The 23,122-nt window shown below is 49.8% G+C and carries 25 protein-coding genes; 6 read left to right on the forward strand and 19 right to left on the reverse strand.

Features of this window, described 5'->3' with window-relative positions:
* Nucleotides 1–41: 41 nt before the first annotated feature.
* Nucleotides 42–308: a hypothetical protein gene (locus NST84_RS21175; RefSeq protein WP_342562125.1), complete on the reverse strand. Its 267-nt coding sequence runs from the start codon at nt 306–308 to the stop codon at nt 42–44.
* Nucleotides 309–462: 154 nt separating this feature from the next.
* Here NST84_RS21175 and NST84_RS21180 point away from each other — a divergent pair, with 154 nt between their 5' ends.
* Nucleotides 463–1,473, forward strand: a complete 1,011-nt coding sequence (locus NST84_RS21180) for a phosphotransferase (RefSeq protein ID WP_342562126.1) — start codon at nt 463–465, stop codon at nt 1,471–1,473.
* A gap of 136 nt (nt 1,474–1,609) precedes the next feature.
* Here the strand turns inward: NST84_RS21180 and NST84_RS21185 are convergent, their stop codons facing one another.
* From NST84_RS21185 to NST84_RS21215, 7 genes are all read right to left on the reverse strand, one after another.
* Nucleotides 1,610–2,371 (reverse strand): nucleoside 2-deoxyribosyltransferase, encoded by a 762-nt coding sequence (locus tag NST84_RS21185; RefSeq protein ID WP_342562127.1) that lies wholly within the window; start codon nt 2,369–2,371, stop codon nt 1,610–1,612.
* A gap of 20 nt (nt 2,372–2,391) precedes the next feature.
* Entirely contained in the window at nt 2,392–3,336 is a 945-nt protein-coding gene (locus tag NST84_RS21190) for a nucleoside hydrolase (protein WP_342562128.1), read from the reverse strand.
* A gap of 43 nt (nt 3,337–3,379) precedes the next feature.
* Nucleotides 3,380–4,684: an amidohydrolase gene (locus tag NST84_RS21195; protein ID WP_342562129.1), complete on the reverse strand. Its 1,305-nt coding sequence runs from the start codon at nt 4,682–4,684 to the stop codon at nt 3,380–3,382.
* A gap of 89 nt (nt 4,685–4,773) precedes the next feature.
* Nucleotides 4,774–5,625 (reverse strand): carbohydrate ABC transporter permease, encoded by an 852-nt coding sequence (locus NST84_RS21200; RefSeq protein WP_342562130.1) that lies wholly within the window; start codon nt 5,623–5,625, stop codon nt 4,774–4,776.
* 37 nt (nt 5,626–5,662) lie between these two features.
* Complete coding sequence (locus NST84_RS21205; RefSeq protein WP_342562131.1) at nt 5,663–6,955, reverse strand: sugar ABC transporter substrate-binding protein; 1,293 nt, start codon at nt 6,953–6,955, stop codon at nt 5,663–5,665.
* Nucleotides 6,956–6,989: 34 nt separating this feature from the next.
* On the reverse strand, nt 6,990–7,964 hold the full coding sequence (locus NST84_RS21210) for a sugar ABC transporter permease (protein ID WP_342562132.1): 975 nt from the start codon (nt 7,962–7,964) through the stop codon (nt 6,990–6,992).
* A gap of 45 nt (nt 7,965–8,009) precedes the next feature.
* Nucleotides 8,010–8,816: an IclR family transcriptional regulator gene (locus NST84_RS21215; RefSeq protein ID WP_342562133.1), complete on the reverse strand. Its 807-nt coding sequence runs from the start codon at nt 8,814–8,816 to the stop codon at nt 8,010–8,012.
* Nucleotides 8,817–9,497: 681 nt separating this feature from the next.
* Between NST84_RS21215 and yidC the strand changes: the two genes are divergently transcribed.
* Nucleotides 9,498–10,340 (forward strand): membrane protein insertase YidC, encoded by an 843-nt coding sequence (gene yidC / locus NST84_RS21220; protein ID WP_342562134.1) that lies wholly within the window; start codon nt 9,498–9,500, stop codon nt 10,338–10,340.
* 147 nt (nt 10,341–10,487) lie between these two features.
* Here yidC and NST84_RS21225 read toward each other — a convergent pair whose 3' ends face one another.
* Genes NST84_RS21225 through NST84_RS21240 form a run of 4 tightly spaced genes read right to left on the reverse strand, consistent with a single transcriptional unit; the run spans nt 10,488 to nt 12,171 of the window.
* Entirely contained in the window at nt 10,488–10,868 is a 381-nt protein-coding gene (locus NST84_RS21225; protein ID WP_342562135.1) for a hypothetical protein, read from the reverse strand.
* Nucleotides 10,869–10,883: 15 nt separating this feature from the next.
* On the reverse strand, nt 10,884–11,267 hold the full coding sequence (locus NST84_RS21230; RefSeq protein WP_342562136.1) for a PLDc N-terminal domain-containing protein: 384 nt from the start codon (nt 11,265–11,267) through the stop codon (nt 10,884–10,886).
* A gap of 35 nt (nt 11,268–11,302) precedes the next feature.
* A complete protein-coding gene (locus tag NST84_RS21235; protein ID WP_342562137.1) occupies nt 11,303–11,611 on the reverse strand; it encodes a hypothetical protein in 309 nt (102 codons plus the stop codon).
* A complete protein-coding gene (locus NST84_RS21240) occupies nt 11,608–12,171 on the reverse strand; it encodes an RNA polymerase sigma factor (RefSeq protein ID WP_342562138.1) in 564 nt (187 codons plus the stop codon). The genes NST84_RS21235 and NST84_RS21240 overlap by 4 nt, the downstream gene beginning before the upstream one ends.
* A gap of 420 nt (nt 12,172–12,591) precedes the next feature.
* Between NST84_RS21240 and ahpC the strand changes: the two genes are divergently transcribed.
* Together ahpC and ahpF are read left to right on the forward strand one after the other, a co-directional pair.
* Complete coding sequence (ahpC, locus tag NST84_RS21245) at nt 12,592–13,155, forward strand: alkyl hydroperoxide reductase subunit C (RefSeq protein ID WP_342562139.1); 564 nt, start codon at nt 12,592–12,594, stop codon at nt 13,153–13,155.
* 14 nt (nt 13,156–13,169) lie between these two features.
* Nucleotides 13,170–14,699: an alkyl hydroperoxide reductase subunit F gene (gene ahpF / locus NST84_RS21250; protein ID WP_342562140.1), complete on the forward strand. Its 1,530-nt coding sequence runs from the start codon at nt 13,170–13,172 to the stop codon at nt 14,697–14,699.
* A gap of 409 nt (nt 14,700–15,108) precedes the next feature.
* Here the strand turns inward: ahpF and NST84_RS21255 are convergent, their stop codons facing one another.
* The gene (locus tag NST84_RS21255; RefSeq protein WP_342562141.1) at nt 15,109–16,080 is read right to left on the reverse strand and encodes an aldo/keto reductase; all 972 of its coding nucleotides are present in this window, start codon (nt 16,078–16,080) and stop codon (nt 15,109–15,111) included.
* Between the two features lie 154 nt (nt 16,081–16,234).
* On the opposite strand from NST84_RS21255, the gene NST84_RS21260 reads away from it, so the two are divergent.
* Nucleotides 16,235–16,678, forward strand: a complete 444-nt coding sequence (locus NST84_RS21260) for a MarR family transcriptional regulator (protein WP_342562142.1) — start codon at nt 16,235–16,237, stop codon at nt 16,676–16,678.
* A gap of 82 nt (nt 16,679–16,760) precedes the next feature.
* Here NST84_RS21260 and NST84_RS21265 read toward each other — a convergent pair whose 3' ends face one another.
* Together NST84_RS21265 and NST84_RS21270 are read right to left on the reverse strand one after the other, a co-directional pair.
* Nucleotides 16,761–18,359, reverse strand: a complete 1,599-nt coding sequence (locus NST84_RS21265) for a hypothetical protein (protein WP_342566484.1) — start codon at nt 18,357–18,359, stop codon at nt 16,761–16,763.
* On the reverse strand, nt 18,352–19,065 hold the full coding sequence (locus NST84_RS21270) for an ABC transporter ATP-binding protein (RefSeq protein WP_342562143.1): 714 nt from the start codon (nt 19,063–19,065) through the stop codon (nt 18,352–18,354). Before NST84_RS21270 ends, NST84_RS21265 begins: the two co-directional genes overlap by 8 nt.
* A gap of 158 nt (nt 19,066–19,223) precedes the next feature.
* Here NST84_RS21270 and NST84_RS21275 point away from each other — a divergent pair, with 158 nt between their 5' ends.
* Complete coding sequence (locus NST84_RS21275; protein WP_342562144.1) at nt 19,224–20,255, forward strand: S-layer homology domain-containing protein; 1,032 nt, start codon at nt 19,224–19,226, stop codon at nt 20,253–20,255.
* A gap of 91 nt (nt 20,256–20,346) precedes the next feature.
* Here the strand turns inward: NST84_RS21275 and NST84_RS21280 are convergent, their stop codons facing one another.
* The 4 genes from NST84_RS21280 to NST84_RS21295 all read right to left on the reverse strand — a co-directional run bounded on the left by NST84_RS21280 (nt 20,347) and on the right by NST84_RS21295 (nt 22,969).
* Entirely contained in the window at nt 20,347–20,508 is a 162-nt protein-coding gene (locus NST84_RS21280) for a hypothetical protein (protein WP_342562145.1), read from the reverse strand.
* Between the two features lie 73 nt (nt 20,509–20,581).
* Complete coding sequence (locus NST84_RS21285; protein WP_342562146.1) at nt 20,582–20,818, reverse strand: GNAT family N-acetyltransferase; 237 nt, start codon at nt 20,816–20,818, stop codon at nt 20,582–20,584.
* Nucleotides 20,819–21,257: 439 nt separating this feature from the next.
* Nucleotides 21,258–22,298 carry a HAMP domain-containing sensor histidine kinase gene (locus tag NST84_RS21290; RefSeq protein ID WP_342562147.1) on the reverse strand — a complete coding sequence of 347 codons (1,041 nt, stop codon included), beginning with the start codon at nt 22,296–22,298 and terminating at the stop codon, nt 21,258–21,260.
* Complete coding sequence (locus NST84_RS21295; RefSeq protein WP_342562148.1) at nt 22,295–22,969, reverse strand: response regulator transcription factor; 675 nt, start codon at nt 22,967–22,969, stop codon at nt 22,295–22,297. The genes NST84_RS21290 and NST84_RS21295 overlap by 4 nt, the downstream gene beginning before the upstream one ends.
* Between the last annotated feature and the right edge of the window lie 153 nt (nt 22,970–23,122).

A 23,122-nucleotide genomic window follows, 5' to 3' on the forward strand; every position in this document is an offset into this window, starting at 1 on the left:
CGGGAAAACACCCGGGGATGAAGGCCGCTTAATCTTAATATTCAGTTCAAGTATGTCCATGACAGAAACACACAAATGGCTGCAACTCCAAAAAAGATAACAGCAATCCGGGTATTAGACCTGAATTTGATCCCATAAGCTCCAAAAAAGATGGCGGCTGCGATTTTGGCAATACTCTGATAATACCCGTGATCCGCAAAAAACGAACTGCTGAAGACCACTGCAGCAAGCAAGGAAGCTATAATCAGAATTTTAAACCAAAGAGGCTCCCATAAAAATTGCTTGTACATTCCGATAATCCTCTGCATCTATAGCCAGCCCCCTTGTTATTTAAGAATTTATTCCAGAATACCATCAAGCCCTTCAGCCGTCATCTGTTTCTGAAGCGTTTATCCGGGAAGGTTATATAAGTCCCAATAGGGAATATAGACATATACATTATACATATGGGAGTTGACCCAAATGGAAGCTAGATCAGCAGAGGAAATGATCCTGGATGACCTAATACAAACCTTTCATCGTTTATTCGGGTTGAATGTAATTGAAACGACTTCAATAAAACGAGGCTGGTTAAACTTAAAATGGAAAGTTACGACTGATGCAGGAGAGTTTTTACTTAAACAATATAGCAAAGAAAGATATAAATTATTTAACCATGGGGAGCTATTATTTGCATTCACTCAGCAGATTAGATTGCATGACCAAGGTCTGGCGTGCCCCAGGCTGTTTTCCCACAATGAAAGTATTTTGCTTGAATCGGATAATGGCGAGCTCTTCATGGTGATGGAATATTGCCAGGGCATATTAATTCCGCCAGGCAAGACCAATGCCCGCCAAATATACGATTTAGGCCGGGCAACAGGAAAAATGCACCGGATATTAAATGACGGGACATTTGGCATTAATAATAGACCGCAATTTGTTCCTCCAAGCCGCGAGGAGCGTTTAGCACATTGGAGCTTAGTCAGGGAAAAGACTAGGGAGGCTGGTAAACCCCAGCTGCTTGGGGATATAGAAACTCAAATTAAGGCAACTGAAGAAATGGATATGGAAATACTCGATTTCCTTCAAGCAGGATGGGCACATCGTGACCTTTGGGTAGATAATCTTTTATTTAATGACAACGGATTAAGTGCAATTCTGGATTTCGACCGGCTAAAGTATGACTATCCGCAACTTGATGTAGCCCGTGCTGTTATATCATGTGCCTTAGATGATCATTTAGATGTCTCCCTGGCTTCGGCATTTATGGAAGGGTACAGCGAGGAACAGAACGTGGCAGAAGACTATTTAACATATTCATTACAGTCGTTGTGGTATATGGAAAGCACATGGTGGATTCATGCTAATATGGATCAGCATAGTGTACCGCCAGCCCGCTTCGCTAAGGAAATGATCTGGCTTGCTGAAAACCAAAAAAACATCCCTGCTATGTTAGGGCGTGTATGCAAGCCTAAGCGAACCATACCATAATCACTGACTTCGGTTCGATAACGGAGGATTAGGCATTAAAAACCCGGCCCTTCAGATTGCATTGAAGGAGACCGGGTTACTTGTATAAGCAGGCTTGTGCCCTTACGCCGAGCCTGGCATTCATTTCAGCAGAAACTCAGCCTGCTCCATAATAATCCTTTTGCGCTCTGATCAGGCATTCCTCAAGCCCGCCAATGACAATATCCATCGGCACCGCAAGCATCAGATTCAGGGGCAGATTAAAATCCTCCACATGCATGCCGTCACTATACAGCTTCGTATGAGGATCTATAGCTTCTTCCAGCCGTTCATTCATAGTCCGGCCATCGGAAAGATAACCATACAACTTTTTGCCGAGCGCATATCCAAGCCCGCATTCGAATACCGTACCGGAATCCGGTTCAGCACCGCGGAAGGGGTTCAGATTGGCCATAACAATATCCGCCTCACGGATCAGGCCGTCGTTAGCATGAAAGATCATTGCAGCCGTATCCCTTTGCCCCAGATTGTCATAGTCCTCTTTATCCAGCGGAAAAAGCCCTTCAAACCCGTATCTGCGGCAGCTTTCCCGCATTCTCCGGCCCTCCTCTACCGCATCATGACGGAATACGTGAAAGCCTGCCAAATATATGGCCGGAAGCCCGAACGCCTGCCAGGTCAGTGCACAGGGATTAAGTGTCTGTCCCAGAACAGCCTGCTGCGCGGCTTCCTTGCTGCCGAATACGTAGCTCTCTATATTCGCGGTGCCGCCGGACTCCCGGTTGACAGCCCTGACGCTGCCGTCGTAGGGATATTGCAAATAAAATTTCTGTCCGCCTAAAATACGGTCCCTGCACCTGGCAACAACGCCTGCAATGACAATATATTGTTCGGATTGCACAAAGACCTGTTCTTCCACCTGATGCCACTCCTTTCGGACTACTTCTGCTCCAGCAGCGAAAATACCATCTCACGGAACAAGTCCAGGTCTGCCTCCATACATACTTCCGCATTAGGCTCTTTGTTCAGTATGCCATTCTGATCAACCAGGCTGTACCCTTTGGTCAGCTCACTTTTATGTTCGACATCAATATAAAAACGGCTTGAACGTGCCATAACCCTGTTGTCAATCGCCATAGCTACCGTAAGCGTATCCGGATGGGAGATTCTGCGGCCGACCCCACGCTTCAGCCCGAGCTCCATGCCTGTCTTCAGCACCTTCATATAAAAGCCGGCAAAGCTGGTGCCCATGGCTTCGATCTTCCGGAAATGCTCCTCCACCATCACCGGATTCCGCTGGCATACATCCCATCCGACCATCGTGAGATTAAAGCCGGCGTGAACTACAATATGAGCGGCCTCGGGATCCACGAGAAAATTAAACTCGGCAGCCGGACTGTCATTGCCCATGAAATTGTTCGCCCCGCCCATCACCCACAAATGCTTCAGCTTTCCGGCAATAGAAGGATCAAGTGAATAGGCCAGGGCCAGGTTAGTAAGCGGCGCCTGTGCAATCATCTCGATCTCCCCGGGATACTCATTGATCAGGCGGATGATGGCCAGCGCCGCATGCTCCTGCTCGGGCTTAAGCGCAGGTTCAGAAAAATTAGCTCCGCCCATTCCGTCTGAGCCGTGAATATGCTCTGCAGTGAACAGCTCCCGCATCAGCGGCTTGGCTGCTCCGGGATAGACTTTAACATCCGGCCGTTCCGCGATCTCCAGTGTGGTCAGCGCATTGCGTGTGCACAGCGGCAGGGGAACATTTCCTGCTACAGTTGTAATCGCTTTGACTTCCACATCCGGCCAGCGGAGCGCCAGCAGCAGTGCAGTACAATCATCGCCGGCAGTATCGGTATCTATCATAAGAATTTTGCGGCTACTCATTTCTCACACTCCTGTCGATGATCTCATTCGTGTCCCGGGTATCCTATATTCCCGCTCTAACAGCTACACGGGGCAGCGCCCTGCCGCTTTCGTAAAGAATCTTCTCTTCATCCATGGTCAGAATCTGACGGTCCTTCATTACGACTTCTCCATTGATAATGGAATCGCGGACATCACTGCCGTTCACGGATTCCACAATGGTAGGGATCATCCGGTGAGTCGGACTGATATGAGGCTGATTGATGTCAATCAGGATCAGGTCTGCTTTTTTGCCGATCTCAATCGTGCCGATCTGATCTTCGATCTGCAGTGCCTGTGCGCCGCCGCTTGTGGCCATCCGGATCAGCTCATGTGCCGGAATAACGACCGGATCAAAAATCGGCAATCCCCAGAAGGCGTGAAGTCCGGAACGGAATACACGCATTTCATCAAACAGGCTGAGGCTTGAGCCTGCCGCTCCGTCGCTGCCCATTCCGATGGACAGCCCCTGCTGCATCAGCGTAGGTGTTTTTGGAAAGCCATGGCTGCCGAAATTGCTTCTCGGGCAGTGGACAACCTTGACGCCGCGCTCCTTCATCAGGGCAATCTCGCCATCGGAGAGAACAACATTGTGCGCTGCCAGCATATTAGGGCCGAGTGCACCGAACTGGTCGAACACCTCTGCAGGCCTCTTCTGGTAATTCTGCAGACAGTAGCTGACCTCATCCCGGTGTTCGGCGAGGTGAACATGCAGCCCGGCATTATACTCTCTGGCCTTATCTGCCATTAAAGTGATCAAAGCCGGTGTACTTGTCATTACCTGCCGCAGTGCAAACCAGATGCGCAGCCGCCCTTCACCCGCACCATTATAGGCGCGGTAGAGCTCCTCGATCCGTGAAGCGGCCTCCTCAGGCGATGATGCCAGCATGGATTCAGGTATGAACGGGCCTGTGTCCATAGTCGAACAGGTGATTGCCGCCCTGAGTCCCGATTCGATCGTCGCTTCCGCCACCTTGTGCATATGGACTCCGCCGGATTCAGCAAAGGAGGTTGTGCCCGATTTCAGCATCTCCAGACAGCTTACCTGTGCCCCCAGATAAGCATCCTCTTCGCTGAGGCTGCTTTCGAACGGAACAAGGATCCGCGACCAGATCATCGGATATTCGCCAAGGGTCCGGCCCCGCAGGAATTGCTGGCAGGTATGCGTATGGGCATCCACCAGCCCGGGCATAAGCAGCTTGCCCCTGCCCTCCAGGACCTCCTTCGGCTCGTATTTGTCCTTGATCTCTTCTTTCTTGCCAATCGCGATAATCAGTGTGTCCCGGATGGCTACGTACTGGTTGTCCAGAATATCGAATTCAGGTGTCATGAGGCTGCAATCTGTAATTAATAAATCTGCCGGTTCTCTCATAAGGAATCCCTTTCTTGTTCAGAATAAGGTGCTTCATCAGGATTTGATTACTTCACTCCGCCTTCCGTCAGGCCTTGAACAATATATTTCTGGAAATATAGCACCAGCACCAGAACAGGAATGCAAGAAATTACCCCGGCCGGGAACATCAGCTCATAGGCGATGCGGTCCTGGCCGATAAATTCGGAAATACGGGACGGAAGCGTTCTGCTCCCGGAATCGGTAAGTACCGAAGCGAGCAGAAATTCATTCCACGCTCCAATGAAGACAAATACTCCAGTGGCCGTAAGGCCCGTTGCTGACAGCGGCAGCATAATCCTGAAGATGGATTGCAGCCGGGTACAGCCGTCTATCCGGGAAGCCTCCTCGATTTCATGCGGCAGGGACTGCAGAAAGGAGTAATACATCCATACCACATAAGGCAGCGAAAAGGTAATGTACGCCAGCACCAGACCTTGAAAGCTGTACAGCAAGCCGGTCATCCGCATCAATATAAACAACGGGATCAGCAAAGCCATCTGCGGCAGCATCTGTGAGCCGAGTATCGTCAGAAATACAGTCTTCCTGCCGGGAAACTTCAGCCTTGCGAACACATAGGATGCGAACACGCCCAGAACGAGTGACAGCAGAGTGGTAAACCCGGCAACGATTAGACTGTTCCATACCGCCGTCATAAACGAACCATTCTCAAAGAGGTTGGCATAATATTTAAACGTAAGCTTCTCCGGGATGATGACAGGCGGGCGCGACAGCAGTTCTACAGGCAGCTTCACGCTGGACAGCACCAGCCACAAAAAGGGAAAGAGTACATATAACATCAGACTGAGCGAAATGCCCCGAACCAGAATGCCTTTGACAGCACGCCGGAGGGTACGTCTGGGCGTTGCCGTGTGATTCATATTCCGTACCTCCTCGTTATTAGCTGTGCAGCGCCCGTTATTTCCCGATAAGCTTCAGCACGTTAGCTTCGGCAGCTTGCAGCGCTTCTTCAGGAGTTTCCCGGCCGGCAACGGCAGCCGAAATATGTCTGGACACTTCAGTGGAAATCGCAGCGGCCTTTTCATGCTTAAACATTCCGTAAGGGTACTCCATTTGCTCCGCTACAGAAGCAAAATGAGGATTCGCTTCCTGCACCTCAGCATCCTGGAGCGCCACATTATCCACAGGAATCCGTCCTATGCCGATGGCCATCGCTTTTTCCTGTTCCGTAGAAGTCACGAATCTGATGTATTCCATCGCCTGCTCCTTGTTCTTCGAGCCTGCCGGAATCGCAAGGCCGCCTGTCTCGGCATAGGAGGCAGTCTTAAGCTGGGCTCCCGGCACCAGGGCTACCCCAACCTGTCCTGTAATCTTGGAGGTTTCCGGATTGTTGGCCAAAGGATAGGTATGCGGGGCATTCATCATCATGGCAATCGTCCCCTGTGCAAAAGCATCGGCTAATGGCGCAGTGCTGTCATACTGCACAGATTGCGGACTGATGATCTTGTCTTTCAAATTCATATCCGCCATGAACTGAAGCGCCCGTACCCCCTCCGGACTGTTAAAGGTTGGCAGATCCTGTTCCTCATCCCAGAATTCCCCGCCCTCTGACCGCAGATGAACAATAAACGGGGTATAGGAGAAGGTTTCGCCCCAAGGCTCGGCATAAGGCGTTATTCCCTTGGCTTTCAGCTTCTCGGCAACAGCGGTAAACTCAGCCCAGGTTGCCGGCGGATTCTCTATGCCTGCCTCGGCAAACAGCGCCTTGTTGTAGTAGAACTGCCACGGCCACAGGTAACGGGGAAATCCATAGATCTGTCCGCCATTCATCAGCGGAGTAAAATAGCTATCGGAAATGTTAGCTTTCATATCTTCTGTAATGAGATCATCCAGCGGGGTGAGGAAGCCTTTCGGGGCAAATTCTGCCACAAAATCGTCACGGACATGCACAATGTCATATTCCGTGCTTCCGCCGGCGAAGGCGGTGGCCAGCTTGTCATGCTGCTCGGTAAAGTTCACCACTTCATAATTAACTTTAATGCCGGAGACCTGCTCAAATTCCTTAGCTTGATCCTGCCAGAACTGGTCTCCGACATACAAAACGGTAATCTCCCCTTTATCACCATCATCCGCTGCACTTGCTTCCCCGTTGTCTCCGGCATTTGATCCGCTGCAGCCCGAAACCACCGTAACCAATGCCAATCCTGCAATTGCCGGGAATTGCTTCTGTTTCCACCATTCCTTTTTCATCCTGCAATCTCCTCTCGTATCCATGGATTCTTGATTAATTCTCTACTTTCAGTGTTTTCATATAGAAAAAGGTGAATATCAGAGTCAAAATCGTAATGCAGTAGCTGATTGCGGCTCCATAGCCGAGGTCGAAGTTGCGGAATGCCTGTTCATAGGCGAATACGTTAAGGGTCATGGTGCTGTCCTGCGGCCCGCCTTTGGTAAGCAGCCAGATCAGGTCGAACACCCGTAAGGTCCACATCGTCTCAATAACGAGCAGAACCATGATGACAGGCTTGATATGAGGCAAAATGATATGATAGAAGGCGGTTATCGGGCCGCCGCCGTCCACTTTGGACGCTTCGTGCAGCTCTCTGGGGATGGATTGCATGGCTGCCAGCAGCAGCAAGGCTACATAGGGGACACTTTTCCATATGTCCGCGAATAACACTGCCGACATGGCCGTATGTACGTTGACCAGCCACATTTGATATTCATCAATAAAGCCAAGCCTCAGCAGGACCTCGTTAAAGATTCCGTAATCTCCGCTGTACATCCATTGCCACATCAGGGAATTGACTACATTGGAGAGCGCCCAGGGAATCAGGAAGATCCGTTTGAAAAAACCTGCCCCCCATACCCCGAAATATATGGTCAGTGAAATGCCGAAAGCGATAGCCAGGGTAGCTACGACCTTGGTGACAGTGAAGAACACCGTGTTGGAGAGCACATCCGGAAAACGGGCGTCGCGCAGAAGCTGCATGTAATTGCTGAGTCCGACGAAATCATAGGTCATGCTGCCTTGAGTAAAAGCGACCTTACTAAATGAGATGAACAGCGCGTACAGCATCGGCACAATTACGGTTAACAAAATAAGTGTCATCGTAGGCATTAAATACAGATAGGCTGTCGAAGTATCACTCAGACGATCCAGCCTGTCCAGCAGCCCTCCTTTTCGCAGCCCTCCTTCCTTCTTCTCCTGTTCCCGGCCTCGTCCAAAAATCATCAGAAAACGGTTTGCCTTTTCCATATGTCCTCCTTCCTGCTGCAGCCCCTGTATCCTCCGGGAGCAGTTCTAAACTTCCGCACCTCGGGCCTGATAAACCCATTTGGAGCCTAACTTCAAGGAAATCGTCTGGGCAGCCTGTCTGCAACATTCATGACACTTCTCCATCTTGTCCTCCATCCGGAACTGGGGGCCAAGCACGGATATCGAGGCCACAACCTGGTTCTCATGATTTCTTACAGGAAAGGCGATGCCTACCGAGCCCATATCCACTTCCTGAAAAGTCCAGCTGTAGTCCTGCTTGCGGATTTGAGCGAGGGCTTCGCGGAGGGTGTCCGGGTCGGTCTCCGTAAAAGGAGAAAATGCATGAAGGCCGGCGGCAATGATCTCATCCTGCTCCGGCTCCGGTAAGAAAGCCATCAGCAGCTTGGTCGGGGCTCCGCCGTAGAGCGGCACTCTCTTTCCGAGCTGGGAAGTTGATTTGATCGACTCATGACTCTCGAATTTCTCGATACATACCCCGGAATGTCCGTCCACTACCGTCAATAACACGGATTCTCCGGTCTGTTCTGCCAGCGTTTTTAGCTCCGGCTTGGACAAGGTCCGAAGGTTCATACCGCGGGCTACTACCATACCCAGCTCGAACAGCTTAAGGCCGAGGGAGTATTTTTTATTCGCTGGATTCTGGGTAACATATCCGCGCCCCTCCAAAGTGGAGAGCATGCGATGAACCACACTTTTATAACAGTCCAGCTCCTCGCTCAATTCTGTTACTCCCCATTCCGGCTTGGCATCAGTGAAACATTCGAGCAGCAGCAGCATCCGGTGCGCTGTCTCCAGTTTGGGCTTCTTTTCTGGCATAGATTCTGATTTCATCAGTAACCACCTCTCTATCGTTCTGTCGTTCTCATTTACGGAACACTGTTCTTTTTTGTGATCAAAAAAATATAATCAAAATTCAGCGTTACTTAATATAACATTTAGTTGTTATTTCGGTTATTTCCATTCTGATTTATTCATAATTATAGCAAGGAACAAGCACATTGCAAGCTTAAAATTTAAAATTTCTTAATTTATGTTATTAATAATGACATAATAATAACATCAATTAACTTCGACATCATAGCAGATAGCTTTCAGCGGAAGGCCAGAAGCAGATACACTCGTTTCCCACGCCCTAGCCACAGTTTCCACAGTTTAATGAAACCCCGCAGTTGCTCTGACGTATGATCATTATTCAAATCATTCCCATACGGCTCATGCGGAGGTGAACCTGACTGGAGCATTTTTATGACTTGGTTCAACTGGCATTCTCAATTGCACTCTTCTCTTCCTTAGTTTTACTTCCATTCGCCTGTTTTTCTGCACAGAAGATACACTGTAATCATGAAACTGCTGCAGCCGGTTCAACCAGGTATGCAGCTGTCAGACTACCGCAGGTAAGCAGTATTCAGCGGTGGATCATACGTATCGCCAGACGAAGAAAAGCACCTGATGAAGACGACAATCGTCCTTCCCCACATTGATATTCCATTCATTCAATCAGGGAGGACAACGATGAAAAAGATTGTATTGCTCCAAAAATGGGCCAAGCCCATTCTCTTCATGCTGATTGGAGTTCTTCCGGTCATTGTGCTCAGCGGATGTTCGGCGGCATCCCCATCAGACCCGATTAATGCCGATTCAGCAGGGATATTTAATCACTTATTGATTTATCCCTTTTCGGTCATGATCAAATTCTTCGCGGATGCCTTTCACGGAAACTACGGATTAGCGATTGTACTGATGACCTTCATTATCAGACTTGCGATTATGCCGCTCATGATGAATCAAGCCAGGAAGCAAACGGACATAAAAGAAAAGATGGCCGTCCTGCAGCCGGAATTAACTGCACTTAACGAGAAGTATAAAAACGATAGTCGTGTGGATGCAAAAAAACAGCAGCAGGCCGAAATGCTGCAGCTGTACCAGAAACATCAATTTAATCCCCTGAATATGGGGTGTTTACCGATGCTGCTTCAATGGCCGATTACACTTGCCTTTTATTACGCCATTCGTCGCACTCCGGAGATTGCAGCTCACGATTTTCTATGGTTTAGCCTGGGGAAACCAGATCTGATTTTGCCGCTAATTGCCGCTGCGGTGTACTACGTTCAGTTCCGCGTGTCTCAATCCGCTTCAGCGCAGATTCAGCAAAATCAAAATAAACAAATGGTATTCCTCGGATTGTTGTCACCGGTGATGATGGGTATATTTTCTTTTCAAATGCCCGCCGCGTTACCGCTATATTGGGCGGTTGGCGGCATGTTCATTATCGTGCAAACGATTATACTGAATAAAATGTATACTAAGCCAAATGCAGCAACTAAAAAACAGCCTGCCGGTGCAGAAGATTTATAGGATTGAACTACTGCCGGCAGATTAACAAACCTCTCTTGGAAGCGAGCCTGAGTTAACAGCTTCTTAAGAGAGGTTTTTTCAATTTTTTAGTAGACTAGGTCAACTTATCCCTGGCAGTCACTGCTTTACATTAAAGGCTCAACTGTATTATTCCGTGCTGTACTTAATTTCATAGCTGCCTTTGGCGCCTTTCCCCGTGATTTCAAACTTATACTTTCCATCCTTGTCTGCTTCAATCTCCTCGCTTCCTGATTCGCCCGTGTCCAGTTCCTTGACCAGCTGACCATCGGGATCATATAGCTTTATCGTCAGCTCCCCTTTTTCCACCTTGGACTTATAGTCCACCACAAGCGTCTCCCCGCTTTTTAGCTTAATCTTCTTCACATCTGTTCCGGTGAAGAGCTTATACGAAGCCTTAACTTTAGAGCCGAAATCCGAACCCACGTACATTATTTTCTTTTCACAGGCGGTAAGCAGCATTGCCAGCACAAATACCAGCACTCCCGGTACAATCCATTTCTTGTTCATCACTCTCGACACTCCTTAGGGGTGAATTAAGTTACCGCAATGAGGACACTTCACCAAATTACTTCCCGGATCTGCCGGTACAGGAGTATGCTGCCGTCTGCGGGTAAACAGATAAAGCAGCAGTCCGATAAAATTAGGAATATAGATGACGGCCAGCATCCACAGCCAGGGATTCATTTTTCTCCTTGAGGCATCTTTATAGATGAACACGGCGATCAGCACATTTAAAGCAAAATACAGCAGCATAAGCCCAGCAATCACCGTGAGCCAGCCATAATCATCCTCAAACACTTCTTTTATAGAAGGAGCCATTACAACAAAAAAAGTGCCAAATCCCATTACAACAATTGCCGTCAACAACCAAAAAATCCACTTTTCCAGCCCTATCCGGTTTTTCATAGTGCTCCTTTCCGGAGATGGTATTGTTCCTTAATCTAATTCGCCGAGGTCTCCAAAGAGCTCGCGGAAATGTTATAAACCAGCAGCGCTACGGCAATAGCCTGAAACAGTGTAAAGACCAGCAGTATCCCTATTTTCCAGAGCAATAAGAGCGGTGCGGCCAGCAGGATAAACGCGAGAATCAGCGCTACAGTCATATTCAGGGCAGCGGCACTCATCAATAAGCCGAGAGGCTGACTTTCGTCTATTCTTCGGAGTGTACTGGCGACTAAATAAGGCGGTGCGGCTACCGGAGCGTTGAAGTATTCTTTTAACAGCTGCTCATTGTCCATTGGCTCGTTCACTCTATTCGCTCCCCCATCGCTGCTTTAAGCAGCTTTTTTCCCTGATTTAGCCTGGACTTTACCGTCCCCAGCGGAACATCAAGCACCTCTCCGATACTTTCATAGCTGAATTCTTCATAATAAAACAATACTAACGGAGCAAGATATCGCTTGGGCAGTGTTCGCAGGCATCGCTCAAGGTACAGAACCTCTTCCTTTTTCATCAAAAAATCTTCTGTTAACGGCGCATCATCCCCGGTTTCCTTAAACCTGCTGCTTTCGTCGGTCCAGGCCAGCGCCAGGCGCTCACGGAGCTTTTTCCATTTCCGGTACCGGTCCTTATGTATATTAAGGGTCACCTGGAACAGCCAGGCCTTAAACGGCCGCTCCGGATCATACTTCTCCAGCTTACGGAGTACACGCACCCATACCTCCTGAAATAGGTCTTCTGTCTCCTGCTTTTCCAGTGAAAGATGATAGCAAAACCGGAATAAATCATCCCTGTACCTGTTGATCAGACATTCAAGAGCCTCCCGCTGACCCAATCTGTAGCTTTCTATAAGCTGTCTGTCGCTAATCATTCTCCCCCTCCGTCTGCTCTGTCATCTTACATTACGAAGCTCAGCGCAAGATTGTTCGAAATTTCACATGGAAATTCTCTGTTTATTAGGAACGGCAATGTTCATACTTTTTACACATTCATCAGCACGGCAGCAGGGTAATTTATTTGTGAATCTCCGAATACTTTCTAGTACTCCCCAATTGATCTATGTTAACCGGCACTAACTCCATTCTGTACTGCTGTGCCCATGTATGGGAAGCCATTTCCCCGTGTATATTATGGTTGTACTTGCCTGTATGAACGACTTGTGAAATTAATAACCCGCACTTGACAAATAATAATTTCTAGATGATAATAATTATCAATAAAGAACTGCTATACAAGGATGGCTCAAAAAGCCCGCACTTGTGCAGAAAACAATTTTAGGAGGAAAATAAAAATGTCCCTGATTGGAAAAGAAGTCCTGCCGTTTAAAGCGTCCGCTTACCACAATGGAAGTTTCATCGATGTATCCGAAGCTAATCTAAAAGGTAAATGGAGTGTAGTCTGCTTCTACCCTGCGGATTTCACCTTCGTATGCCCTACTGAGCTGGAAGACCTGCAGAACGAATACGAAACTTTGAAGAGACTGGGTGTTGAAGTATACTCCGTTTCCACTGATACCCACTTTACACATAAAGCATGGCATGACAGCTCCGAAGCTATCGGCAAAATCACATACATCATGATCGGTGACCCGTCCCACACCATCTCCCGCAACTTCGACGTTCTGATTGAAGAAGCCGGTATGGCTGACCGCGGTACATTTATCATCGACCCTGACGGCGTGATCCAGGCTATCGAAATCAATGCTGACGGCATTGGCCGTGATGCCAGCATCCTGGTTAACAAGATCAAAGCTGCTCAATACGTACGTAATAACCCAGGTGAAGTATGCCCCGCTAAATGGCAGGAAGGCAGCACAACCCTGAAGCCAAGCCTTGATCTGGTAGGAAAAATCTAAGGAGCGGATGAAAAATGGCGCTTGATGCGGATATCAAAGCACAATTAGCGCAGTATCTTCAGCTCATGGAGGGCGAGGTACTGCTGAAGGTCAGCGCCGGAGACGACAGCGTTTCGCAAGAAACGCTGTCTCTGGTGAATGAGCTGGCCGACATGTCGGCCAATATTAAAATTGAACATACTACACTTCCGCGTACGCCGAGCTTTAGTGTGAATCGTCCGGGCGAAGATACCGGCGTTACTTTTGCTGGTGTTCCGCTCGGCCACGAATTCACCTCGCTGGTACTGGCACTGCTGCAAGTAAGCGGCAGAGCTCCTAAGGCTGAACAGGCAACGATTGATCAGATCAAGAGCCTCAAGGGTGAATATCACTTTGAGACCTACATCAGCCTGACTTGCCACAACTGTCCGGATGTGGTACAGGCGCTGAACCTGATGAGCGTCCTGAATAGCGGCGTAACTAGCACTATGATTGACGGTGCAGCCTTCAAGAGCGAAGTCGAGAGCAAGGAAGTTATGGCTGTGCCATCCGTCTACCTGAATGGTGAATTTTTCGGCAGCGGCCGGATGACCGCCGAAGAAATTCTCGCCAAGCTGGGTACCGGACCGGACGCTTCCGAATTGTCCGATAAGGCACCTTTTGATGTTCTGGTTATCGGCGGTGGTCCTGCCGGCGCGAGTGCGGCTATCTATGCCGCCCGTAAAGGTATCCGCACCGGTATTGTCGCTGAGCGCTTCGGCGGTCAGGTTATGGAGACGATGGGCATTGAGAACTTCATCGGTACGAAGTACACCGAAGGACCGAAGCTCGCTGCGAGCCTGGAAGAGCATGTGAAGGAATACGAGGTCGATGTGATGAAGACTCTGCGCGCCAAGCGCCTGGAGAAGAAGGAACTCATCGAAATCGAGCTGGAGAACGGCGCCGTGCTGAAGAGCAAGACGGTCATTCTCTCCACTGGCGCCCGCTGGCGCAATGTGGGTGTTCCCGGTGAAGCCGAGTTCAAGAACAAAGGCGTGGCGTACTGCCCGCACTGTGACGGCCCTCTCTTCACTGGAAAGCATGTCGCTGTAATCGGCGGCGGCAACTCCGGTATCGAAGCGGCGATTGATCTGGCGGGTATCGTCAGCCATGTGACCGTTCTCGAATTCATGCCGGAGCTGAAGGCAGACTCGGTACTCCAGCAGCGTCTGTACAGCCTGCCTAACGTAACTGTGCATAAGAACGTTCAGACTAAGGAAATTACGGGAACCGACAAGGTGAACGGCATTACCTTTATCGAACGCGACACCGGTACGGAGCAGCATGTTGAGCTTGAAGGTGTCTTCGTCCAGATCGGCCTTGTGCCGAACACCGACTGGCTTGCCGAGACTCTGGAACGCACCCGCTTCGGCGAGATCATCGTCGACAACCATGGTGCAACCAGCATCCCGGGCGTGTTCGCAGCAGGCGACTGCACCAACAGTCCTTTCAAGCAGATCATCATCTCCATGGGCTCCGGCGCTACCGCCGCCCTCGGTGCATTCGATTATATGATCCGCAATTAATCTGGCATTATAAATTAACCGGCGCTGCTGTCTTCCCCCATGGACAGCGGTACCGGTTTTTATGTTTAGCCTTTTTGTGATCTGACATCCTCTCTATATCAAGCCACTCAAACACGCTCTCCTTCCCCCTCCCTGAAGGCCTGATGGTTAAGCATGGCGTCTTCTTCTGGCGGATAAGGAAAGCCGAGCCTTGACCATACCGGTTCATGCGGTTTATTAGTCATTACAATCTCATCCCTTCTCTTTAAAAAAGATTAATGCTGAGCTAGCCGGCTAAGTCAACAAGCTAAAGGCCACCCCAGATGGGATGGCCTTGTTGTTAAATTATTTATTGTTATGTTGCATACGAATATTATCATAAATACTAGATCGTTTAGATATAAAAGAAAGTGATTGAAGTCATTCTAAGTCATATTAAGGGATGTGGAATATAGAGTTCCTCTAAGCTTGCTATTTCTTCAGCACTCAGCTGAATTTCCAGCGAAGAAACAGATTCTTCAAGATGGCTGATCCGGGTAGCCCCGATGACCGGAGCTGTAATTCCTTCCTTTTGAAGCAGCCATGCAAGTGCAACCTGAGCACGCCCAATTCCCCGCTTAGCTGCAACTTCCGCTACTCTCTCAGCGACTCTACGGTCTCCTTCCTCCGTATTAATAAACATTGCTCTTGCAATCTGATCCTTCTCCGACCTTGGCGTGGTCTGATCCCAGTCTCTGGTTAAACGGCCTGCGGCCAGCGGCAGATACGGCGTGATGCCAACGCCCTGGTCTTTACAGAGCGGAAGCATTTCTCTTTCTTCCTCCCGGTACAGCAGATTCAGCCTGTTCTCCATCGCTATAAACCGTGTCCAGCCATTAAGCTCCGCGGTATGCTGAGCTTTCGCGAACTGCCATGCCAGCATGGAGGAGGCGCCCAGATATCTGACCTTGCCTGCCTTAACTAAATCGTGCAAGGCTTCCATCGTTTCTTCAATTGGTGTAGCAGAGTCCCAGCGATGGATCTGATATAGATCAATGTAATCTGTTCCGAGCCTTCTGAGACTGTGGTCCACCTCGGTCATGACCGCTTTACGGGAAAGTCCCATTGCATTCGGCCCCTTACGCATCGGTACGAAAACCTTTGTAGCAATAACAACTTGGTCACGGCGGGTGAAATCCTTTAAAGCACGTCCAAGAATTTCTTCACTGGTTCCGTCGGAATACATATTTGCAGTACTAAAGAAGTTAATTCCCAGCTCAACTGCCTGCTTAATAACCGGTCTGCTCTCCTCTTCCTTTAGTGACCATGGGGTATTTCCGCGTTCCGGCACCCCGAAGCCCATGGTTCCAAGGCTAAGCCTCGATACCTCTAATCCGCTTCGTCCAAGCTTTACATATTCCATTGAACCCTACACTTCCTTTCGTATTGTAACTGTTAAACTCCACACAAGTTGACGTATCAACCTATAGAGCAAACCTTTCCTAGGTTGACATGTCAACTCAATAGATCACTTTACCACCTTGTTGTTGACACGTCAACCATGATATTATATCTTCATGGACAATTTGAGCGAGCTTAATGAAGATGAGATGCAAATATGGAATATGTGGAAAGGCTCTTTTAAACGTGTTTTCGGCCGCGTTGTAAAAGAAATGTCTGATCATACCGGACTATCAGAGGGTGATTTCGGAGTATTGGATAGGTTAGTTCAGTTTGGGAACGGCAAGCTGCGGCAACATGAGTTAGCTGACTCAATGGACTGGGATAAAAGCCGTCTGTCCCATCATTTAACGCGTATGGAGAAGCGCGGTCTGGTTCTGAGGAAACCTTCTGACACGGACCGGGGTGTACAGGTTATGATTACGTCTGCCGGAAAGTCAGCACTGGCTGAAGCCCTGCCCATCGTTTCAAAGGCTATACGAAGACATTTTCTGGATCTGATAACCGACCAGGACATCGAGTCGATTGCACGAATGGCAGATAAAACAAAAAATCCTTAACCACTGAGCTCAGCAGCTGCTGAAAACGATTAATACCCCTTCGCCAGAACTAGCGGAGGGGTATTGCCTGTATACTATTAAGTCACAACCCCAAAAACAACCGTTCTCCCGCATTCTTCAAATACCTGTACATCCCCGCACACAATCCTGCCAGTATGATTCCGGCCCCAAGCATAATTATCCTGCCGTCCACACCTGTCAGCAATAGCGACAGTCCGGCCGGAACAATCAGGCTGATGAAGCCCAGCAGCATTGCAACCAGCACCGCCGCACTCTGCTTGACGACCTGAACCTCATTCGTCCACTCCAGCTTCGGCAGCTTCAGATTCACGATGACACCTATTAGCGCCGAGAAGCAGGCGTAGATGACCGGAATTATTAACAAAAGCAGACTGTCTGCCCAGCCTGTGCCCAGTGAGATCATCAGCAGCACACAGCTCACAACTGTGACCGGTATGGTAATGGTCAGGTTCACCGCTACCTTGCTTAGCAAGATAATATGCTTGGGCACAGGAGAACTCCGCAGAATCCACAGGTTGTTTCCCTCCAGTGAAACGGAGCTGGATGTAGTGCAGCTAAGGGCTACGAATAAGGATACGAACAGCGGCGCCAGAGTATTAAGGTACTGCTGCAGCTGCGGAATGTCGGCCAGCTGTCCCAGCTGCTCCGGGCTGGTAAACAGCAGGGAGACAGACATTACGAGCAGCAATACCATGCCGATTCCGGTGTTCAGCACATAGATAGAGGAGCTGAAATAGCGGCGCAGCTCCTTGCGGTACAATGCCTGAAAAGCTGTGGATGCCTTGAGCGGCTGGATCTTATATCTTCCGCTTGCCCGGCTGGTCGACAGCCCCGTATGAATCGCTTTATAGCGGGTTCCCAGCACGGTGCTGAACACTACAAATGCAAGCACGGACAGCAATATAAACAAGAGAAAGGCATCCATCCGGTATGCACTCACAGCATTCACATACAGCTCTGTAAGCGGGTATAGCTTGAATATCGTGTCCGCCAGCCCTGTTCCCAGATCTGCCAGCTCCGGCTCGCTCCCGTCCAGTGTGAATGAACCCAGGATTAGAGCAACCACGAACAACAGGGTTACCACCAGATTGATCATCCGGCTCGCCCGGAACCGGGAGGAAAACCAGCTGATCAGCGCGCCAATCACGGTCGCTGCAATAATCGGAATCAGCGGAATACACAGCAGCAGCGGCACAAAAAGCAGATAGTAATATGCTTCCGGATGCACTTTTAACGCATAAACCGCTCCTGCCGGCAGCATGACCATCAGGGTAAAAAACAAATTCAGCACATACAGCTGCAGCACCCGGCTCGCCACCACATGACTCGTCTTCACCGGCAGCGACATCAGCAGATCATAGTCCTTGTAACTGAATAGCACGCCGCCCGCTTTATACACTGTGGTGAAGAAGGCGACAATGGACGTGACCGCCATCATAATCGCCAGGAGCAGGTCTAACCGGCCGATTTGCTCAAAAGCTGCTGCCATCGCATAGCTGTACCCGAACGAAAAAACGGCGATCATAAGCACACCTGCCAGAATAGCGATGCTGAGCAGGAGCAGCTTCCGTCTTTCTTTTGCATCCGTTGTATGAAGGGCTTTATTGAGGCCAAAGGTTGAGATCAGCTGCAGTTTCGTTAATCTCCAGACATTAATCATGATCAATCAGCTCCATGAATACGTCCTCCAGACTGTTCTTCCCTATCACTTCCTCTGTAAGCCCCTGGACAATCAGCTCACCGGCTTTAATAATCGCGATCTTGTTGCACAGCTTCTCTGCCGTATCCAGTACATGTGTCGAGAAAAAAATCGCACTGCCTTCGCTGCATACCTCTGCCATGATCGTTTTTAGCGTATGTGCCGCCTTCGGGTCCAGTCCGACAAAAGGCTCATCCAGTACCAGCAGCTTCGGCTTGTGAATGAGCGCAGAGATAATCGCCAGCTTCTGCTTCATGCCATGGGAATATCCGGAGATCAGATCCCCGAGATGGGGGGTCAGCTGAAAAGCGCCGCCGTATTTGGCAATGAGCAGCTCACGGTCCTTCCGGGATACGTTAAACAGATCGCCGATGAAGCTCAGGTACTGAATCCCTGTGAGATGGTCGTACAGATCCGGATTGTCAGGAATGTACGCGATCCGTGATTTGCAGGCCAAAGGGTCTTTTTTCATCGAAATACCGTCGATTTCAATCTCACCCTCTTCAAAATCCATTACGCCCACGACCGCCCGGATCGTCGTCGTTTTGCCTGCCCCGTTATGTCCGATAAAGCCGTAAATGTCCCCTTTTTCGACTGTAAGACTCAGGTTATGTACGGCTTTCTTTCCGCCCTTATAGCTTTTGGAAAACTGTCTGATGGTTAGCATGCCTTCACCTCTCCCATACTGTTAATCAACTGACTGTAATACGCTCAGCCAAGGGGAATCGTTCATTCTTACGGATAAAAAAATCGTTGTAACCTTTTTGCACCTTTGTCCGTCTATGAAAGCAAATAACAACAAACTACACCCTGAGGTGAATTCTAATGAAAAAATCATTCAAACTTGTTACACTATCTGCCGCAGCCGCCATTGCGTTCAGCTTTGCCGGAGAACAATTTGCTTCCGCTGCTGCTTTTTCCGATCTGAATAATGTAGCAGATAAAGAAAAAATCATCGCTCTGCAGGATCAGGGGCTGGTCAAAGGAATTAGCACAACGAAGTTCGGCCCGCATCTGCCGATCTCTGAAGCGGAGGGTGTGCAGATGATCGTCAATGCAGCCGGCCTCAATCTGGATACGATCCGGTTTGTGAAAGCGCCGAAGGCTTCCGATTATTTTGTGAATGCGAATGATTCTGCATGGTACGCACAGGCACTCATCATTGCCGGTGTACACGGCCTGGACCTGCCGGCTGATCTGCAGCCGGGCAGCAAGCTGACGCGGGAAGCCTTTACCCATCAGCTGATTGATGCAATTGAGCTGGGCGGCCGCCTGCCGATGATCAAAATCGCCCCTGTGGAATTCGCAGATCAGGATCAGGTAACGGCAGAGTATTCCGGCTCACTCCAGCGTGCTTTGGCTTACGGGGTAGTGAAGCTGGACAATAACGGCAAGCTGAATCCGAAGCAGCAGATTACCCGGGCTGAGGCTGCAGTTGAGATCAGCAATGCGCTGGCGTACCTGAAAGCCCATCCGGCACCAACGGCTCAGAGCGAGATCCTCACCGCAGAAGAAGCCGTGCAACTGATTAAGGAAGCTGTAGGTCCTGAAGCGGATCTGCAGATCAAGATCAGCCCGGCTGCCAGTATGAGCAGAGAATCGTTCACCTACCTCCTGATTAATACGCTGCAGTCAAGCGGCCAGCTGCCGATGTATAAGCTTGTTCCGGTTACAGTTGCTGATGAGGATCAAATGGATATTCTGAACTCCGGGGCGATCCAGACGGCGCTTGCCCTCAAGATTGTCAGCCTGGACCAAGGCGGTAATTTCAACCCGAAGGACCCGATCACCCGCACAGACGGAACCGCGATGGTTAGCAAGGTTCAGGAAATTTTGAAAGATAAAGGCGCAAAATAAACGAGTTGAGTTCATTGACTCCTGCTAATGTAAAGAAAAGAACGGCACCGGGTGCCGTTCTTTTCTTTATTTTATATGCTGATTCTGCAGCTTACAGGGAGCTGAATTTTGCTTTTACCTGAGCCAGCATCTTGCTGAGCTCTTCATTACCCGCACCGCTGCCAATGCCGCCGAACAGGAATTGCTCCAGCACTTCAACGCCGCAGAATTCGAAGATTCCGCTGCCGGAAGTCTGCTTCAGTGAGTTGTGCATGCCAATAGCCTCATATACTTCCCCCCGTAAAGTGCGAATACCTTATGGTACAGCCTGTCTTCAAAAGCATACTTCAGCATCGCCTCTGCCGCCTAAGTAGCGTCCCGTTCCCCCAAAACTCCTCACCGATCCAGTAAGCCAGCTCGCCATTGTTGAATTTTTCGTTGCGGGACAAGGCTATCGCACCATATAAAACTCCGCTCACCTTATCCGTTACGGCGAATTCATACAACAATCCTGCCCCAAAGTCAGCTTCGTGGCGGTCAATCCAGGTCAGGCATCCTCCAACGTGTAGGGATACGGCAGGCATAGGGTTGTTTTGTAGATAATGTAGACGTTAGATGATGACCTTCCATGGACTCGTTCTATAACTTAGCTGCACTTTTTACACTTATTATCGCTGATTTTGGCTTCAACAGCGCTTTAAGTGTATTTCGTGCAACTAAAAAAGCCGAAAACGGCCTTTTTAGCCGATTCGGACAGATTTAGTTGCACAGAGTGCAGTTATACGGCGCAGAGGGCATTTTTTGCTGTTTTTAGTTGCACAAAGTGCAGCTATCCCGCACAGGGGGTGGGTTCCGTGTTCACCAAGCAGCCCGCAGGCATTACGTTCGTGAGGGAAGTCTTACTTTCAGCACACAGACTTACACGCAGCATTCACGCTCTACATCCAGCACTCCAGCCCGCAGCTTTTACTTTCAGCAGCTACCTCCGCATTCACACCTGCTCTGGCGCATCATCCCCCCACCTTACACCGGCAGCCTAACCGCAAACACCGAGCCCTTCCCCGGCGTGCTATCCACTGATACACTCCCCCCGCTCAGCTCCACAATCCGCCGCACCAAGGGCAGGCCGAGGCCGTTGCCTTCTGCCGACCGCGACTTGTCGCCCTGGTAGAATTTCTCGAAGATCCGCTTCATCACTTCCTCGGTCATCCCGGTACCGGAATCTGCGATCCGCACAGTAACAGCATCCTCCGCGCTCAACAGGCTGACAGCTACTTCCCCGCCGTTATCCGTGAATTTGATCGCATTGCTGAGCAGATTCAGCCACACCTGCATCAGCAGCTCTTCGTTCCCGTAATAAACAACCGGCTCAAGCGTCAGCTCCAGGTTGATCCCCTTATCATTCCACTGGGCTTCCAGCAGCAGCAGCGCCTGGCGGAGCTGTTCGTCGAGGGCGAACTCTTTTTTGCCGCCAACAATCTCCTGGTTCTCCAGCTTGGACAGCTTCAGGATATTGCTGGACAGCGATGACAGCTGACGGGTGCTCTCAATGATCAGCCGGCTGTAATCCGCACGTTCCTCCGGCGACAGCTCCTGATCCTGCATCAGCGTGGCATAGCCCTCGATAGCAGCAATCGGTGTTTTGAATTCATGTGACACATTGACGATAAAATCATTACGCAGCGTCTCCATACCGCCCAGCTCCTGAACCATGCTATTAAAGTTAACCGCCATTTCACCAATCACGTCTACTTTATGGTTTTCATGAGCTACCCTCGCACTGAAATCCCCCTTCGCAACCTGCTTGGCCGCTTTACTGAGATCGTTGATCGGGGCCAGCAGCTTCCGCCCGACAACCGCTGTAATAGCAGTACCAGTGAGCACACTGGCAAGCAGCAGCACCGAAACCGGCCAAAAGATATGAAACCGTCCCACATCAATCAGACCTGATTTGATAATCAGCATACTGAGGCCGAACATGAGCACTCCGTCACACAGCAGGATTAGAAAGACGCTAAGCACCAGCGCTCCCCACAGGTTACCGTTTTTGCCCGGCCTGCTCACAGATGCTTCACCGCCTTGTAGCCCAGTCCCCTCACGGTCACAATTTCGAACTCCGGACTGTCCTTGAAGCGTTCACGCAGCCGGTTGATATGCACATCGACGGTCCGGGCATCCGTCTCTGAGTCCATTCCCCAGATTTCATCCATCAGCTGCTGGCGTGTAAAAATCTTGTTCGGATAGGACAGCAGCTTGTACAGCAGATAGAACTCCTTCTGGGGTAAAAGCGTGCTCCGCTCCCCGCGGTGAACCGTCAGCGAATCATAGTCGAGGATAATCTCCCCGATCACCAGTCTGCGTTCACTTACAATTTTCGCCCGGCGCAGCAGTGCCCCGACCCGCAGAATCATTTCATTCACGTCGATCGGCTTCACCATATAGTCATCCGTACCTGCCAGGTAGCCGCGCTGTTTGTCTTCAAAGCTTTCTTTTGCCGTAACCATCAGCACCGGGGTATTAAAGCCCGCCTCTCTCAGCCGCCCGGTCAGCTCATATCCGTCTATATGGGGCATCATAATATCCGAAATAATCAGGTCAATAATCTGCGTATCCAGCAGCTCCAGCGCATGCTGACCGTCCTCAGCCAGCACCGGATGGTAGCCGTGTTTGGCCAGCACCGTACCGATCAGCTGCCGCAGCTTGCCGTTGTCTTCCACTACCAGAATGTTAATCATGTATACACCTGCATTCTCTAAAAGTCATTAACCGTCCCGCAAAAAAGCACCTGCTCACATTGTACAATATTTATATGAACCCATTATGAACTAAAACGCGTATCACTTACTATGTAATGGCGACTCACCGGGCGGACCGGGAAGGTACGAGTT

The organism is Paenibacillus sp. FSL R7-0345 (assembly GCF_038595055.1).
In the GTDB taxonomy this organism is placed as follows: Bacteria; Bacillota; Bacilli; order Paenibacillales; family Paenibacillaceae; genus Paenibacillus_AQ.

Bases quoted from the DNA above. Each gene is read 5' to 3' on its own strand.
- NST84_RS21240 (WP_342562138.1), bottom strand. From the start codon at position 12,171: ATGATTAGCGACAGACAGCTTATAGAAAGCTACAGATTGGGTCAGCGG.
- NST84_RS21190 (WP_342562128.1), bottom strand. From the start codon at position 3,336: ATGAGTAGCCGCAAAATTCTTATGATAGATACCGATACTGCCGGCGAT.
- NST84_RS21210 (WP_342562132.1), bottom strand. From the start codon at position 7,964: ATGGAAAAGGCAAACCGTTTTCTGATGATTTTTGGACGAGGCCGGGAA.
- NST84_RS21230 (WP_342562136.1), bottom strand. From the start codon at position 11,267: ATGAAAAACCGGATAGGGCTGGAAAAGTGGATTTTTTGGTTGTTGACG.
- NST84_RS21265 (WP_342566484.1), bottom strand. From the start codon at position 18,359: ATGATTAATGTCTGGAGATTAACGAAACTGCAGCTGATCTCAACCTTT.
- NST84_RS21195 (WP_342562129.1), bottom strand. From the start codon at position 4,684: ATGACACCTGAATTCGATATTCTGGACAACCAGTACGTAGCCATCCGG.
- yidC (WP_342562134.1), top strand. From the start codon at position 9,498: ATGAAAAAGATTGTATTGCTCCAAAAATGGGCCAAGCCCATTCTCTTC.
- NST84_RS21215 (WP_342562133.1), bottom strand. From the start codon at position 8,816: ATGAAATCAGAATCTATGCCAGAAAAGAAGCCCAAACTGGAGACAGCG.
- ahpF (WP_342562140.1), top strand. From the start codon at position 13,170: ATGGCGCTTGATGCGGATATCAAAGCACAATTAGCGCAGTATCTTCAG.
- NST84_RS21275 (WP_342562144.1), top strand. From the start codon at position 19,224: ATGAAAAAATCATTCAAACTTGTTACACTATCTGCCGCAGCCGCCATT.
- NST84_RS21295 (WP_342562148.1), bottom strand. From the start codon at position 22,969: ATGATTAACATTCTGGTAGTGGAAGACAACGGCAAGCTGCGGCAGCTG.
- NST84_RS21180 (WP_342562126.1), top strand. From the start codon at position 463: ATGGAAGCTAGATCAGCAGAGGAAATGATCCTGGATGACCTAATACAA.
- NST84_RS21205 (WP_342562131.1), bottom strand. From the start codon at position 6,955: ATGAAAAAGGAATGGTGGAAACAGAAGCAATTCCCGGCAATTGCAGGA.
- NST84_RS21285 (WP_342562146.1), bottom strand. From the start codon at position 20,818: ATGCCTGCCGTATCCCTACACGTTGGAGGATGCCTGACCTGGATTGAC.
- NST84_RS21225 (WP_342562135.1), bottom strand. From the start codon at position 10,868: ATGAACAAGAAATGGATTGTACCGGGAGTGCTGGTATTTGTGCTGGCA.
- NST84_RS21270 (WP_342562143.1), bottom strand. From the start codon at position 19,065: ATGCTAACCATCAGACAGTTTTCCAAAAGCTATAAGGGCGGAAAGAAA.
- NST84_RS21280 (WP_342562145.1), bottom strand. From the start codon at position 20,508: ATGCACAACTCACTGAAGCAGACTTCCGGCAGCGGAATCTTCGAATTC.
- NST84_RS21175 (WP_342562125.1), bottom strand. From the start codon at position 308: ATGCAGAGGATTATCGGAATGTACAAGCAATTTTTATGGGAGCCTCTT.
- NST84_RS21200 (WP_342562130.1), bottom strand. From the start codon at position 5,625: ATGAATCACACGGCAACGCCCAGACGTACCCTCCGGCGTGCTGTCAAA.
- NST84_RS21255 (WP_342562141.1), bottom strand. From the start codon at position 16,080: ATGGAATATGTAAAGCTTGGACGAAGCGGATTAGAGGTATCGAGGCTT.
- NST84_RS21260 (WP_342562142.1), top strand. From the start codon at position 16,235: ATGGACAATTTGAGCGAGCTTAATGAAGATGAGATGCAAATATGGAAT.
- ahpC (WP_342562139.1), top strand. From the start codon at position 12,592: ATGTCCCTGATTGGAAAAGAAGTCCTGCCGTTTAAAGCGTCCGCTTAC.